General features: G+C 70.1%; 14 protein-coding genes. All 14 read left to right on the top strand.

Features of this window, described 5'->3' with window-relative positions:
• The first annotated feature begins 152 nt into the window (after window positions 1–152).
• The 14 genes from V7Z98_RS05815 to V7Z98_RS05750 all read left to right on the top strand — a co-directional run bounded on the left by V7Z98_RS05815 (window position 153) and on the right by V7Z98_RS05750 (window position 13,920).
• Window positions 153–1,301, top strand: coding sequence for an ABC transporter ATP-binding protein (locus tag V7Z98_RS05815; RefSeq protein WP_334157312.1), 1,149 nt, complete (start codon window positions 153–155; stop codon window positions 1,299–1,301).
• A complete protein-coding gene (aat, locus tag V7Z98_RS05810) occupies window positions 1,298–2,047 on the top strand; it encodes a leucyl/phenylalanyl-tRNA--protein transferase (RefSeq protein WP_293262055.1) in 750 nt (249 codons plus the stop codon). Before V7Z98_RS05815 ends, aat begins: the two co-directional genes overlap by 4 nt.
• A 9-nt stretch (window positions 2,048–2,056) precedes the next feature.
• Window positions 2,057–2,815, top strand: a complete 759-nt coding sequence (locus V7Z98_RS05805) for an arginyltransferase (RefSeq protein ID WP_293262058.1) — start codon at window positions 2,057–2,059, stop codon at window positions 2,813–2,815.
• A 171-nt stretch (window positions 2,816–2,986) separates the two neighbouring features.
• Window positions 2,987–4,030 (top strand): quinone-dependent dihydroorotate dehydrogenase, encoded by a 1,044-nt coding sequence (locus V7Z98_RS05800; protein ID WP_334157311.1) that lies wholly within the window; start codon window positions 2,987–2,989, stop codon window positions 4,028–4,030.
• Between the two features lie 217 nt (window positions 4,031–4,247).
• Window positions 4,248–4,832 (top strand): electron transport complex subunit RsxA, encoded by a 585-nt coding sequence (gene rsxA, locus V7Z98_RS05795; RefSeq protein ID WP_293262064.1) that lies wholly within the window; start codon window positions 4,248–4,250, stop codon window positions 4,830–4,832.
• Complete coding sequence (gene rsxB / locus V7Z98_RS05790; RefSeq protein ID WP_334157310.1) at window positions 4,832–5,419, top strand: electron transport complex subunit RsxB; 588 nt, start codon at window positions 4,832–4,834, stop codon at window positions 5,417–5,419. Before rsxA ends, rsxB begins: the two co-directional genes overlap by 1 nt.
• Window positions 5,419–7,446 (top strand): electron transport complex subunit RsxC, encoded by a 2,028-nt coding sequence (gene rsxC, locus V7Z98_RS05785; protein WP_334157406.1) that lies wholly within the window; start codon window positions 5,419–5,421, stop codon window positions 7,444–7,446. The genes rsxB and rsxC overlap by 1 nt, the downstream gene beginning before the upstream one ends.
• Window positions 7,447–7,450: 4 nt before the next feature.
• On the top strand, window positions 7,451–8,494 hold the full coding sequence (locus V7Z98_RS05780) for an RnfABCDGE type electron transport complex subunit D (protein ID WP_334157309.1): 1,044 nt from the start codon (window positions 7,451–7,453) through the stop codon (window positions 8,492–8,494).
• A 22-nt stretch (window positions 8,495–8,516) separates the two neighbouring features.
• Window positions 8,517–9,203 (top strand): electron transport complex subunit RsxG, encoded by a 687-nt coding sequence (rsxG, locus tag V7Z98_RS05775; protein WP_442951817.1) that lies wholly within the window; start codon window positions 8,517–8,519, stop codon window positions 9,201–9,203.
• Window positions 9,200–9,907, top strand: coding sequence for an electron transport complex subunit E (locus V7Z98_RS05770; protein ID WP_293262076.1), 708 nt, complete (start codon window positions 9,200–9,202; stop codon window positions 9,905–9,907). The genes rsxG and V7Z98_RS05770 overlap by 4 nt, the downstream gene beginning before the upstream one ends.
• A 4-nt stretch (window positions 9,908–9,911) precedes the next feature.
• Window positions 9,912–10,562 carry an endonuclease III gene (nth, locus tag V7Z98_RS05765; RefSeq protein ID WP_293262079.1) on the top strand — a complete coding sequence of 217 codons (651 nt, stop codon included), beginning with the start codon at window positions 9,912–9,914 and terminating at the stop codon, window positions 10,560–10,562.
• A gap of 21 nt (window positions 10,563–10,583) precedes the next feature.
• Window positions 10,584–11,678 (top strand): FIST C-terminal domain-containing protein, encoded by a 1,095-nt coding sequence (locus V7Z98_RS05760; RefSeq protein ID WP_334157308.1) that lies wholly within the window; start codon window positions 10,584–10,586, stop codon window positions 11,676–11,678.
• Window positions 11,679–11,748: 70 nt separating this feature from the next.
• Entirely contained in the window at window positions 11,749–12,180 is a 432-nt protein-coding gene (locus V7Z98_RS05755; protein ID WP_293262085.1) for a DUF1841 family protein, read from the top strand.
• Window positions 12,181–12,273: 93 nt separating this feature from the next.
• A complete protein-coding gene (locus V7Z98_RS05750; RefSeq protein WP_334157307.1) occupies window positions 12,274–13,920 on the top strand; it encodes a methyl-accepting chemotaxis protein in 1,647 nt (548 codons plus the stop codon).
• The last annotated feature ends 58 nt before the right edge of the window (window positions 13,921–13,978 follow it).

The following is a 13,978-nucleotide window of genomic DNA, read 5'->3' as shown; positions in this document are numbered from 1 at the left end:
AAATCGCCGAAAGGCGCGCGGGATGGACTGAACGAGCTGAACGGGGAAGGCGGCGTTTTTTTGCCCATTATAATGGGCGAGATGAGAATGCTTCTCCCCAAACCCGCCGCCGCCCCCGGGCGCAACGCCCGCCGCTGACCCCTGCCGTGCCCATGGCTCACCTCGAACTCCGCAACGTCGTCCAGCGCTATGCCACCCCGGACGGCTTCCACACCGTGGTCGATGGCATCAGCCTGACCGTTTCCCCCGGCGCCATCGGCTGTCTGCTCGGCCCCTCGGGCTGCGGCAAGACCACCCTGCTGCGCTGCATCGCCGGCTTCGAGGAGATCGCCGCCGGCGAAATCCGCCTGGCCGGCGAGACGGTTTCCTCCCCCGGCGCCCACCTGGCTCCGGAAAAACGTCGCATCGGCATGGTGTTCCAGGACTACGCCCTCTTCCCCCACCTCACTGTGGCCGCCAACGTGGCCTTCGGCCTGGGCCACCTGCCCCGGGGCGAACGCGCCCCCCGGGTGGAGGAGATGCTGCGGCTGGTGGGCCTCACCGGCCAGGGGGCAAAGTATCCCCACGAGCTTTCCGGCGGCCAGCAGCAGCGCGTCGCCCTGGCCCGGGCCCTGGCCCCCAGGCCCCGCCTGGTGCTGCTCGACGAGCCCTTTTCCAACCTGGATACGGAACTGCGCGAGCGCCTCTCCCTGGAAGTGCGCGACATCCTCAAGCAGAGCGGCACCACCGCCATCCTGGTCACCCACGACCAGCACGAAGCCTTTGCCATGGCCGACGAGGTAGGGGTGATGCACGGCGGCCGGCTGCAACAGTGGGACACCCCCTACAACCTCTACCACCGGCCGGCCAATCGCTTCGTCGCCGACTTCGTCGGCCAGGGCGCCTTCATCCCCGGGCGGGTGGTGAGCCCCACCGAAGTGACGGTGGAACTGGGCCGGCTCGAATCGGCGGTGCCCCTGGAGTGCGGCGCCGCCAACCCCGCCGGCCAGTCCTGCGCCACCTGCCCCAAGGCCGAATCGGGCTGCCACGTGGACGTGCTGCTGCGCCCCGACGACGTGGTGCACGACGACCTGAGCCCGATCACCGCCGCCGTCGAGCACAAAGCCTTCCGCGGCGCCCAGATCCTCTACACCCTGCGCCTGGACAGCGGCGCCCGGGTGCTCGCCCTGGTGCCCTCGCACCACAACCACGCCCTGGGCGAGAAGATCGGCATCCGCCTCGACGTGGACCACGTGGTGACCTTCCAGGCGCCGGCCACGGCCGCAATCTCCCCGACCACCGCTGCCTCCGCCGCGCCATGATCCCCTGGCTGCGCCCCGGCGCCGCACCCCGCTTCCCCCCCACCGGCCTGGCCCTGGACGAGCCCAACGGGCTCCTGGCCGCCGGCGGGGAGCTGTCCGCCGCCTGGCTGCTGGCCGCCTACCGGCGCGGCATCTTCCCCTGGTACGGGAACGACCAGCCGATCCTGTGGTGGTCACCGGACCCGCGCATGGTGCTGTTTCCCGGCGAATTCAAGCTTTCCCGCTCCCTGGCCCGGCGACTGCGCCAGGGGCGCCTGGCCAGCGGCCCCTACCAGGTGCGCCTGGACACGGCCTTCGCCGAGGTCATGGCCGCCTGCGCCGACATGCCCCGGCCGGGCCAGGACGGCACCTGGATCGTGCCGGCCATCCACCGGGCCTATGGCGAGCTTCATGAACTGGGCCGCGCCCATTCGGTCGAAGTCTGGGTGGAGGAACGGTTGGTGGGTGGGCTGTACGGCGTAGCCATCGGGCGCATGTTCTATGGCGAGTCGATGTTTTCCCGGGAGAGCGATGCTTCCAAGGTGGCCCTGGCCCATCTCGTCCGTTTCCTCCACAGCCACCGTTTCGGGCTGATCGACTGCCAGATGCGCACCCCCCACCTGGCCTCCCTGGGGGCCCGGGAAATCCCCCGGGGCGAGTTCGAGGCATGGCTGGCCGAACTGACCGGAGCGCCCGAGGCGTATCCTGACGGACTCTGGCCCGCCGACGGGGCCCGACTTCCGCCGCAATCACCCTGGCAAGACTGACGACTGACCATGGCGCTGCTCGACGATTCCGAATTGCCCTTCTCGCTGCTGCAGTTCTACGCGACGTCGCCCTATCCCTGCAGCTATCTGGCGGACCGCACCGCCCGCTCCCAGGTCGCCACCCCCACCCACCTGATCACCACCGAGGTCTACAGCTCCCTGGTGCGACGCGGCTTCCGCCGCAGCGGCGTGTTCACCTACCGCCCCTGGTGCGACCACTGCCGGGCCTGCGTGCCGGTGCGCCTGCCGGTGGAGCGCTTCGTCCCCGACCGTTCCCAGCGCCGCGCCCTGCGCCGCAACGGCCACCTGGCCGTGCGCGAACTGCCCCTGGGCTTCTACGACGCCCACTACGACCTCTACAACCGCTACCAGGCGGCCCGCCACCCGGGGGGCGGCATGGACCAGGACAGCCAGGAGCAGTACGCCCACTTCCTGCTGCAAAGCCGGGTGGACACCCGGCTGGTGGAATTTTCCGACGCCGGCCGGGTGGTCATGGTCAGCGTCATCGACGTGCTCACCGACGGCCTGTCGTCGGTCTACACCTTCTTCGACCCGGACCTGACCCAGGCCAGCCTGGGCACCTACAACATCGTCTGGCAGGCCAGCCAGTGCCTGGCCAACCACCTGCCCTACCTGTACCTGGGCTACTGGATCCGAGAGAGCCCGAAGATGGCCTACAAATCCCGCTTCCGCCCCCTGGAGGGGCTGGTGGACGGCGAGTGGCGGGCGCTGACCGAGGCCGACCTGCAAGGCCCCGTCCCCGGCTGACACGGGCAAACCGACTCAGCCAAACCCCGCGCCAGTGGCCGATCTCCAGAGGGTCATTGCGCAGAACCAGCATCGGCGCGCCATCCCGCGATGGCATCGTCGAGGTCCGCGCCCTGCCTGGGGTCCGGGCCGATGGTCGGCCGGCTCCCGGGGCTGGGGTAAAATGGCGGGATGCTCTATACCCTGCTCCGCTCCGCCCTCTTCTCCTTCGACCCCGAGACCGCCCACCACCTGGGCCTCTCCGGGATGAACTTCACCGCCGCCTGCGGTCTCTCCCGCCTGCTGGCCCCCGCCATTCCCGCCCACCCGGTCGAGGTGATGGGCCTGACCTTCCCCAACCCGGTGGGCCTGGCCGCCGGCCTGGACAAGAACGGCGAGTACATCGACGGCCTGGCCGCCATGGGCTTCGGCGCCATCGAGATCGGCACCGTCACCCCCCGCGCCCAGCCGGGCAACCCCAAGCCCCGCCTGTTCCGCCTGCCCGAGGCCCAAGCCATCATCAACCGCATGGGCTTCAACAACCACGGGGTGGACGGCCTGCTCGCCAACGTGGCCAGGTCCCGCTTCGCCCAGAGCGGCGGGGTGCTCGGCATCAACATCGGCAAGAATTTCGACACCCCCATCGACAAGGCCGCCGACGACTACCTGACCTGCCTGAACAAGGTTTACAGCGTATCGAGCTACGTCACGGTCAACATCTCCAGCCCCAACACCAAGAACCTGCGCGAGCTGCAACGGGACGATGCCCTGGATGACCTGCTCGGCCAGCTCAAGGCGGCCCAGACCCGCCTGGCCGACCAGCACGGCCGCTACGTGCCTCTGGCGCTGAAGATCGCCCCGGACCTGGAGCCGGCCCAGATCGTGGCCATCGCCGACGCCCTGAAGCGCCACCGCATCGACGGGGTGATCGCCACCAACACCACCATCGGCCGCGAAGGGGTCGAGGGCCTGGCCCACGCCCAGGAGGCCGGCGGCCTGTCCGGCGCGCCGGTGCGCCTCAAGTCCGACGCCGTGGTGCGCGCCCTGGCCGAAGCCCTGGCCGGCGAAGTGCCGATCATCGGCGTGGGCGGCATCCTCAACGGCCTGGACGCACGCAAGAAGGCCGAGGCCGGCGCCAGCATGGTCCAGCTGTACACCGGCTTCATCTACCGGGGCCCGGATCTGATCCGAGAAGCCGCCACCGAACTGGCCAAGGTCCTGCCGCGCAAGGGCTGACGCCGGCCGTTCCGGGGCCGGCCGGCCCCGGAAAACATCCTCACCGGCGCAGGGGAAAGCTTGGATTTCACGGGCTTTCCCGGTCTCTCTGACCGTATCCTGTCCAAAAATACCTCATCCACCCCGACGGCATGGTTGAAGCCCGGCCCGGGGAAGCCGATAATCCGGGCCAGCCAATGCAGTTCACACAGCCATTCGAGCCAATGCACTTCTTGCTATGAGCCATTACCTGTTCGTGGTCGTCGGCGCGGTGCTGGTCAACAACGTCGTGCTGGTGAAAATCCTCGGGCTCTGCCCGTTCATGGGCGTTTCCAAGAAACTGGAGACCGCCCTCGGCATGGGCGCCGCCACCACTTTCGTGCTCACCGTAGCCACCGGCGCGTCGTACATCATCGACCATTTCCTGCTGCTGCCCTTCGGCCTGGAATACCTGCGCACCCTGTCGTTCATCGTCACCATCGCCGCCATCGTCCAGCTCACCGAGATGGCGATCCAGAAGTCCTCGCCGGTGCTGCACCAGACCCTGGGCATCTACCTGCCGCTGATCACCACCAATTGCGCCGTCCTCGGCGTACCCCTGCTCAACGTCACCAACCGCCACGATTTCGTCGAATCCCTGCTGTTCGGCGCCGGCTCGGCGGTGGGCTTTTCTCTGGTGCTGATCCTGTTCGCCGGCATCCGCGAACGGATCGAGGGCGCCGACGTGCCGGCCTACTTCAAGGGCACCGCCATCGCCATGGTCACCGCCGGGCTGATGAGCCTGGCCTTCATGGGCTTCTCCGGCCTGGACAGGTACCAGTGATGCTGTCCGCCATCGCCGTCATGGCCCTGGGCGCCCTGGTTCTGGGCGCCGCCCTGGGATACGCCTCGATCCGCTTCAAGGTCGAGGGCGATCCCCTGGTGGACAAGATCGACGCCTGCCTGCCCCAGACCCAATGCGGCCAGTGCGGCTTCGCCGGCTGCCACCCCTACGCCGAGGCCATCGCCAAGGGCGAGGCCGACATCAACCAGTGCCCCCCCGGTGGCGAAGAAGGCATCCGCCGCCTGGCCGACCTGCTCGGCCGCGAATTCAAGCCCCTGTCCGCCGACCACGGGGTGGAAAAACCCAAGGCCGTGGCCCTGATCGACGAGCAGACCTGCATCGGCTGCACCCTGTGCATCCAGGCCTGCCCGGTGGACGCCATCGTCGGCGCCGCCAAGCAGATGCACACCGTGGTCGAATCCCTGTGCACCGGCTGCGAGTTGTGCCTGCCGCCCTGCCCAGTGGAATGCATCAGCATGGAACCCATCGCCGAGGACATCGCCACCTGGAAGTGGAAGTACCCGGTGACGGCGATCCGGCCGGCGGCGGCCACGCCGCCCCACCCATCTCCCGCGCAGGCAGCCTGATGGGCATCTTCTCCTTCAAGGGCGGGGTCAAGCCCGCCAGTCACAAGGCCGAATCCACCGCCCTGCCTATCGCCGAGGCGCCCCTGGCGGCGCGCTACGTGGTGCCATTGCACCAGAGCATCGGCGGCACACCACGGCCCTGCGTCGCCGTAGGCGATGCCGTGCTGCGCGGCCAGCGCATCGGCGAGGCCGACGGCTGGATCTCGGCGGCGGTGCACGCCCCCACCTCGGGCACCGTGGTGGCCATCGAGGACGCCCCCATGCCCCACCCCTCGGGCCTGCCCGCCCTGGCGGTGGTGATCGAGGCCGACGGACGCGACGCCTGGATCGAGCGCCAGCCGGCGGACCCGGCAGCCCTGGGCCCGGACGGGGTGCGCGCCTACCTACAGCAGAGCGGCGTAGTCGGCCTGGGCGGGGCGGTATTTCCCTCCCACGCCAAGCTCAGCGCCGGCAAGGCCGGGGCCCTGGACGAGCTGGTGATCAACGGCGCCGAGTGCGAGCCCTACATCACCTGCGACGATCTGCTGATGCGGGAGCGGGCCGAGGGCATCGTCGCCGGCACCGCCCTGTTCCGCGATCTGCTCAAGCCCAAGCGGGTGCTGATCGGCATCGAGGACAACAAGCCCGAGGCCATCGCCGCCATGCAGGCCGCCGTGGCCAAGGCCGGCGAAGACTTTGCCGTGGTGGCGGTGCCCACCCGCTACCCCACCGGCGGCGCCAAGGAGCTGATCCGGGTGCTCACCGGCAAGGAAGTGCCCGCCGCCCAGCGCTCCACCGACCAGGGCGTGCAGTGCTTCAACGTCGCCACCGCCTACACCGCCTGGCGCGCCGTGGCCTTTGGCGAGCCGGTCACCTCCCGGCTGGTCACCGTCACCGGCAACGTGGGCAGCGCCCGCAACTGGGACGTGCGCATCGGCACCCCCATCGCCGAGGTGATGGCCCTGGCCGCCCCCAGGCCGGATACCGATGGCGTGGTCATGGGCGGGCCGATGATGGGGGTGATGCTGCCCGACACCGCCGCTCCGGTGGTCAAGGCCACCAACTGCCTGATCGCCCATTCGCCGGCCCTGTTTCCGCCCAAGCCGGCGGAAATGCCCTGCATCCGCTGCGGCGAATGCGCCCGGGCCTGCCCCCACCAGTTGCAACCCTTCGAGCTGTACTGGTGGAGCCGCGCCAAGAACTTCGGCAAGGCCCAGGAATACGCCCTGTTCGACTGCATCGAATGCGGTTGCTGCAACTTCGTCTGCCCCTCCCACATCCCCCTGGTGTCCTACTTCCGCTTCGCCAAGAGCGAGATCTGGGCCCGGGAAAAGGAAAAGGCGGCGGCCGAAGCGGCCAAGACCCGTTTCGAATTCAAGCAACTGCGCGACGAGCGGGAAAAGGCCGAGAAGGCCGAGCGCCTGGCCAAGGCCGCCGCCCGCCAGGCGGAAAAGACGGCACCGGCCGCCACGGCGTCGGAGCGACCGGCGCCGGCGGCCCCCGGCGCCGACGTCACGACTAGCGCTACCGTGGCCGCCCCCTCCCCGGCCGCCGACGGCAACGGCGATGCCGAAGCCGCCAAGAAGGCCGCCATCGCCGCCGCCCTGGAACGTGCCCGGGCCCAGCGCGCCAGCGCGGTGCCGCGCAACACCGACGGCCTGAGCCCGGCCCGTCAGGCCGAGATCGCCGCCATCGACGCCCGCCGCGAGTCCGCCACGCCAGCCACCGCGCCGACACCGGTTGCAAGCGCAGCCCCAGTCCCGGCCGACGCCACCACGGACGAGGAAGCGGCCAAGAAGGCCGCCATCGCCGCGGCCATGGCCCGCGCCCGGGCCCAGCGCGCCGCCGCCAAACCGCGCAACACCGATAATTTGACGCCGGCCCAGCAGGCGGCGGTGGCGGCCATCGACCAGCGCCGCGAGAGCACCGGGCTGGCCTCCCCGGCTGGTGCGACCGGCACGGCCGCCGCCCCCCTCTCCACCGATCCCCACGCCGCACCGGCCTCTTCGCCCCCCCCGGCCGATGCCGACCGCACCAGCACGCCCTGACGTCATGATCGACCAACCCGCGCCCTATCTGCTCAAGCCGGCCAGCGTCACCCGGGTGATGGCCCAGGTGCTGCTCGCCCTGGTGCCAGGCATCGCCGCCTACGTCTGGTGGTTCGGCCCGGCCATCCTGGTCCAGCTGGCCATCGCCAGCGCCACAGCACTGGCAGCCGAGGCCGCCATGCTGGGCCTGCGCGGCAAGCCGATGGGGCCTGCCCTCGCCGACCTGTCGGCCCTGGTCACCGCCTGGCTGCTGGCCCTGACCCTGCCCCCTATCGTGCCCTGGTGGCTGACGGTGGTGGCGGTGCTGTTCGCCATCGTGGTGGCCAAGCACCTCTACGGCGGCCTGGGCCAGAACCCCTTCAACCCGGCCATGGTGGGCTTTGCCGTGGTCATCGTCTCCTACCCGGCCCTGATCTCCCAGTGGCCGGGTATTTCCGGCCCGGACGCCTTCGCCGCCCAGCTCGACGCCATCCTCGGCCACCGGGCTGGGCTGGACGCCCTGACTGGCGCCACCCCCCTCGACCACCTGAAGACCGCCCTCAAGCTGGCAGAAGGCAACGGCAGCGTCGCCGCAGTGCTGGCCGACGCTGGCATCTACGGCCCCCTGGGCGGCCGGGGCTGGGAATGGGTGGGGCTGGGCTACCTGGCGGGCGGCCTGTTCCTGGTGGCGCGGCGGATCATGACCTGGCACGTGCCGGCGGCCTACCTGGGCGCCATGGCCGTCCTGGCCGGCGCCCTGTGGCTGTTCGACGGCGCCAGTTTCGCCTCGCCCCTGTTCCACCTCTTCTCCGGCGGCACCCTGCTCGGTGCCTTCTTCATCGCCACCGACCCGGTGTCGGGCAGCACCACGCCCCGGGGCAAGCTGCTTTTCGCCGCCGGCGCGGCGACCCTGGCCTACCTGATCCGGGTGTTCGGCGGCTACCCGGACGGGGTGGCCTTCGGCGTGCTGTTGATGAACCTGTGCGTGCCCCTGATCGACATGTACACCCAGCCCCCCATCTTCGGCGCCAAAGCCATGGCCGAACTGGGCCGCAAGGAAGGCCGCTGACATGCACGGCCCCCAACCCCCAATGCCCGGGACGACGCCCCCGGCGCCGGCCGGCGTGATCGGCGCCGCCGCCATGGCGCGGCGCACCGCCCTGATCCTGTTCGTCTTCGTCATCGTCTTCACCGGCCTGCTGGCCGGGGCCTACCGCCTCACCCGGCCGGCCATCGAGGCCTCGGCCCGGGAGGAGAAGATGCGCCTGATCAACGAGGTGCTGCCCCCGGGCAGCTACGACAACGACCTGCTGGCTGACGCCCTGGCCCTGCCCGCCACCCCGGAACTGGGGCTGCCCGACGGCGGCCAGGTGCTGCGCGCCCGCAAGCAGGGCCGGCCCGCCGCCCTGGTGCTCGAAGCCGTGGCGCCGGATGGCTACGCCGGGGCGATCCGCCTGGTGCTGGCGGTGGGGGCCGACGGGCGGCTGCTCGGCGTGCGCGTCACCCAGCACAAGGAAACCCCGGGCCTGGGCGACTACATCGACCCGAACAAGGACAAGAACAAGGCCCATCCCTGGATCGGCCAGTTCGCCGGACTGTCCCTGGCCGACGTGCCGGCATCGGGCTGGCGGGTGAAGAAGGACGGCGGCCGCTTCGATTCCGTGGCCGGCGCCACCGTCACCCCCCGGGCCGTGGTCAAGGCGGTGAAGAAGGCCCTGGACTTCGCCGCCGCCCGGGGCGAGGCCCTCTACGCCGTCAGCGCCAAGGAGCAACCATGATCCGCCGCGACGAATTCGCATCGATCGCCAACAACGGCTTGTGGAAACAGAACAGCAGCCTGGTGCAGATCCTCGGCATGTGCCCGCTGCTGGCGGTGACCACCAACGCCACCAACGGCGCCATGCTGTCCCTGGCCACCCTGCTGGTGATGGCCCTTTCCGGCGCCGCCGTGGCCAGCCTGCGCCACCTGATCCCCCACGAGATCCGTATCCCGGTGTTCATCCTCATCGTCGCCACCCTGGTGACGATGGTGGACCTGGCCTTCAACGCCGGCCTGCACGGGCTCTACCTGGTGCTCGGCATCTTCATCCCGCTGATCGTCACCAACTGCATCGTGCTCGCCCGGGTGGAAGCCTTCGCCGCCAAGAACCCGCCCCTGCACAGCGCCCTGGACGGGGTGTTCATGGGCCTGGGCATGCTGTGGACCCTGAGCCTGCTCGGCGGGCTGCGCGAACTGATCGGCGCCGGCACCCTGCTGTCGGGCATCGAGCTGGTGATTCCCGGCACCCACGCCCTGCGCCTCCTGCCGGAAGACTACCCGGGCCTGCTGCTGGCCTCCCTGCCCCCCGGCGCCTTCATCCTGCTCGGCTGCCTGATCGCCTGGAAGAACTGGATGGAGGCCCGCGCCGCCCGGGCCAAACGGCCGCCGCTGCCCCATTCGCCTTCCAGCCCCGCTCCAGCGGCCGCCGGCCCCCAGGGATGACCCCGTGAACGCCGCCAAACGACAGGAAATCTTCCGCCGCCTGGCCGCCGCCATGCCGGCGCCCACCACCGAGCTGGAATACGACAGCCCGTTCCAGCTGCTGATCGCCGTGATCCTCTCGGCCCAGGCCACGGACGTGGGCGTGAACAAGGCCACCCGCCTGCTCTTCCCGGCGGCCCCCACCCCGGACGCCATGCTCGCCCTGGGCGAAGCCGGCCTGAGCGAGTACATCAAGACCATCGGCCTCTACCGCACCAAGGCCAAGAACGTCATCGCCACCTGCGCCCTGCTGCTCGAACGCCACGGCGGCGAGGTGCCCCAGACCCGGGACGCCCTGGAAGCCCTGCCCGGCGTGGGCCGCAAGACCGCCAACGTGGTGCTCAACACCGCCTTCGGCCACCCCACCATCGCGGTGGACACCCACATCTTCCGCGTCGCCAACCGGACCCGGCTGGCCCCGGGCAAGACGCCCCTGGCGGTGGAGCAGGCCCTGGAGAAGGTCGTGCCGGCCGTCTACAAGCAGGACGCCCACCACTGGCTGATCCTGCACGGCCGCTACACCTGCAAGGCGCGCAAGCCCGACTGCGGCGCCTGCTGCATCGCCGACCTGTGCGAGTACCCCGGCAAGACCGCGGACACGCCGCCGCCCTTATGACCCACCGATGACCGTCGCCTAATGACCGTCGCAACCGCCCTCGTCGCTGGTGTCGATGCCCTCCCTGGCCTGGTGGACCAGGCCGTGGCCCAAGCGCAGGCCAAGCTTGGCGGCCAGCATCCCCGGGCGGCCCTCCTGTTCCTGTCCGAGGAATTCACCCGCATCGCCCGGGAAACCCTGCGCCAGGCCACCCGGGCCACCGCCACCACCCAGATCGCCGGGGCCGTGGCCATGGGCGTGTGCACCGAAGAAGGCTGGGTGGTGGACCGCCCTGCCGTGGCCGTCATGCTGTTCTGCGACGACGACGGCCTGGCGCCAAGCGGCAGCGGCATGCCCCTGTCCCTGGCCGGCACCCCCCATCTGTTGCCGGACTGGCAGGGCGGCCCGCCCCGCTTCGGCGGGAGCTTCAGCCCCCTGGGCGGCAGCTTCAGCCCGCTGCACGTGCCGCCGGCCACGCCGGTCTGGAGCCAGTCGCGCCTGGCCAGTGACGGCCGGGCCGAAGCCTATTTCCCCGGACTGACCCTGGACTGGAACGTCTCCCTGGGCCTGGAACTGCTCGCCCCACCGGCCCTGGTCACCGGTGTGGAGGGCTACGACCTGCACACCCTGGGCCAGCGCCCCGCCCTGGAAGCCCTGCTGGCGGCCCTGCCCGAAGCGGTGCGGCAGCGTACCCCCCTGCCCCTGCACCAGCTGGTGGCGGTGGTCGCCGACGGCAAACCCGACGAGGCCCTGGCCGCCGGCCGAGCCCGCATCGTCCCACTGCTCGCCGCCAACCTGGACCGTTCCATCACCCTGGCCCGCCGGGTCACCCCGGGGGCCCAGGTAACCTGGGGCCTGCGCCAGCCCCAGGGCGCCGAGCACGAAATGGAAACGGCCATGGAACGCTTGCGCAAGCGAGCACCCCGTCCGGAATTCGGCCTGATGTTCTCGTGCATCGGCCGCGGTCCCTACTTCTACGGCAGCGACGACCTGGACCTGCGCGCCTTCCGCAACGCCTATCCGGGGCTGCCGATCATCGGCGCCTACGGCTGCGGCCAACTGGTGCCCAACCCCGGCGGCGGCGCGCGCCAGCTCAACAACAGCGTGCTGGCGGTGGTCGCCTCCCGAGCCGGCTGACGACCGCTCCCTTCACTCTCTTCCCCCTCTTCGATTCCCGGCCTTGCAGCCCCACCCAGCGAGCAACACCATGTTCAACCCCAGCCGTGACCAGGTGCGCCAGTTCTTCTGCGACACCTACCGCAAGTGGCGCGATGGCGCCGTCCTCTCCGGCGCCGAAATCCCGGCCGCCGACATCATCGCCCTGCATCCCGAATACCACGGCCTGCTGGCCGACCCCGAGGCCCTCGGCAAGGAATGGACGCCCGAGCAAGGCACGATGAACCCCTTCCTGCACCTGTCGCTTCACCTGGCGGTGGCCGAGCAGTTGTCGATCGACCAGCCCCGGGGCATCCGCGCCGCCTACGACGGGCTGCGCCGCCGCTTCGACGACGAGCACGAGGCCCTGCACCGCCTGCTCGAATGCCTGGGCGAAGCCGTCTGGAAAGCCCAGCGCAACGGCGGGGTGATGGACGCGGAGGGCTACCTCGAATCGATCCGCAGGAGCTCTCCCGGCGCCTGAAAAACCGTGCTCTAATCAACGCCGCAGCATTTCCAACCGTGACAGGCGCCCACAGAGGTCAGCCGTCCCAAGAGCCACCAGGAGGAGAGCAACATGCTGGAAAGTCTGCGCCTGCGCACCAAGATGCTGGTCATCACCGCCACCGTGATGATCGGACTGATCCTGATCACCGCACTTGCCGCTTTCAACACCCGCCATGAGCTGATCGAGGGGCGCAAGGCCCTGGTCCGCACCCAGGTGGAAAACGCCTACAACGTCATCGCCGGCCTCCAGGCCCTGGAAGCGGCAGGCACCCTGACCCGGGAAGAGGCCCAGGGCCGGGCCAAGGAAATGATCCGTCTGGCCCGCTACGGCGGCGCCGACGGCAAGGCCGAATACCTCTACGTCTGGTCCACCGAGGGGGTGAGCGTGATGCACCCGGTCAAGCTCGACTGGGCCGGCAAGAACATGAGCGACCAGATCAAGGACGCCAAGGGCCGCTTCACCATCCGGGACATGCTGGCCGGCGTGGCCAACGCCCCGGCGGCCTACGTGGACACCGCCTTCCCCCGCCCCGGCCAGCCACCGGAAAAGGCCGTGCCCAAGCTCCAGTACGTGATGAAGTTCGCCCCCTGGGGCTGGGTGGTGGGCACCGGCATCTACCTCGATGACGTGGACAGCGAATTCCGCGAGCGCATGGCCGTCAACCTCACGGTGGCCCTCGCCATCCTGCTCGCCACCGGGTTCATCACCTTCCTGATCAGCCGCAGCATCCTGCGCCAGGTGGGCGGCGAGCCCGCGGAAGCCATCGACCTGATGGCCCGGGCCTCCGCCGGCGACCTGACGGTGAGCGTGCCACCGGCCCCCGCCGGCTCCATGCTCGCCTCCTTCGCCACCATGGTCGCCGCCATCCGCGCCATGGCCCGGGAAATCGGCCAGGGCTCGGAAACCCTGGTGACCAACGCCGAGCGCATCAGCACCGCCGCCCGGGAAGTCTCGATTTCGTCCCACCAGCAGGCCGACGCCACCTCGGCCATGGCCGCTGCCATCGAGCAGATGACGGTGAGCATCAACCACATCTCGGCCAGCGCCCAGGACACCCGCAACGAGTCCCTGCGCTCGGCGGAACTGGCCGAGCAGGGCGAAGGCCGGGTCGAAGATGCGGTGCGGGCCATGACCACCATTTCCGAGAGCGCCAGCCAGACTGCGGAGCGCATCCGCTCCCTGGAAGAGCGGGCCCAGCAGGTCTCGTCGATCGCCGGGGTGATCAAGGAGATCGCCGCCCAGACCAACCTGCTGGCCTTGAACGCCGCCATCGAGGCGGCCCGGGCCGGCGAGGCCGGCCGCGGCTTCGCCGTGGTGGCCGACGAGGTGCGCAAGCTGGCCGAACGCACCTCCACCGCCACCGTGGAGATCGAGGAGATGCTTCAGGGTATCCAGAGCGAAACCAGCGAAGCGGTCCAGGTCATGGGTGCCGCCCTGCCTCAGGTCAACGCCGGCGTCGACATGGCCCAGAACGCGGCCGAATCCCTGCGCGGCATCCGGGAAAGCGCCGCCAACACCCTGGACCGCATCAACGACGTAGCCGACGCCACCCACGAGCAAAGCGCCGCCAGCACCAGCATCGCCCAGAAGGTCGAGCACATCGCCCAGATGGTCGAACAGACCAGCGCCGCCATGCAGAACACCGCCGCCACGGCGGAAAGCCTGGAAAAGCTCGCCGCCGAACTGAACACCCTGGTGCGGCGCTTCAAGTACTGACGGGGCCAATCCCCAGGTGGGGCGCCCCACTCGCAAGGGGCATCGCCAAACACCGCGC

Origin of the sequence: Oryzomicrobium sp. (assembly GCF_036820405.1) — a bacterium.
Classification (GTDB): domain Bacteria; phylum Pseudomonadota; class Gammaproteobacteria; order Burkholderiales; family Rhodocyclaceae; genus Oryzomicrobium.
Note: the sequence above shows the minus strand (reverse complement) of the source record. Positions and strands in the feature narration are given on the sequence as shown.

Coding starts and splice junctions, on each gene's coding strand:
- V7Z98_RS05815 (WP_334157312.1), top strand. CDS start 153: ATGGCTCACCTCGAACTCCGCAACGTCGTCCAGCGCTATGCCACCCCG.
- aat (WP_293262055.1), top strand. CDS start 1,298: ATGATCCCCTGGCTGCGCCCCGGCGCCGCACCCCGCTTCCCCCCCACC.
- V7Z98_RS05805 (WP_293262058.1), top strand. CDS start 2,057: ATGGCGCTGCTCGACGATTCCGAATTGCCCTTCTCGCTGCTGCAGTTC.
- V7Z98_RS05800 (WP_334157311.1), top strand. CDS start 2,987: ATGCTCTATACCCTGCTCCGCTCCGCCCTCTTCTCCTTCGACCCCGAG.
- rsxA (WP_293262064.1), top strand. CDS start 4,248: ATGAGCCATTACCTGTTCGTGGTCGTCGGCGCGGTGCTGGTCAACAAC.
- rsxB (WP_334157310.1), top strand. CDS start 4,832: ATGCTGTCCGCCATCGCCGTCATGGCCCTGGGCGCCCTGGTTCTGGGC.
- rsxC (WP_334157406.1), top strand. CDS start 5,419: ATGGGCATCTTCTCCTTCAAGGGCGGGGTCAAGCCCGCCAGTCACAAG.
- V7Z98_RS05780 (WP_334157309.1), top strand. CDS start 7,451: ATGATCGACCAACCCGCGCCCTATCTGCTCAAGCCGGCCAGCGTCACC.
- rsxG (WP_442951817.1), top strand. CDS start 8,517: ATGCCCGGGACGACGCCCCCGGCGCCGGCCGGCGTGATCGGCGCCGCC.
- V7Z98_RS05770 (WP_293262076.1), top strand. CDS start 9,200: ATGATCCGCCGCGACGAATTCGCATCGATCGCCAACAACGGCTTGTGG.
- V7Z98_RS05760 (WP_334157308.1), top strand. CDS start 10,584: ATGACCGTCGCAACCGCCCTCGTCGCTGGTGTCGATGCCCTCCCTGGC.
- V7Z98_RS05755 (WP_293262085.1), top strand. CDS start 11,749: ATGTTCAACCCCAGCCGTGACCAGGTGCGCCAGTTCTTCTGCGACACC.
- V7Z98_RS05750 (WP_334157307.1), top strand. CDS start 12,274: ATGCTGGAAAGTCTGCGCCTGCGCACCAAGATGCTGGTCATCACCGCC.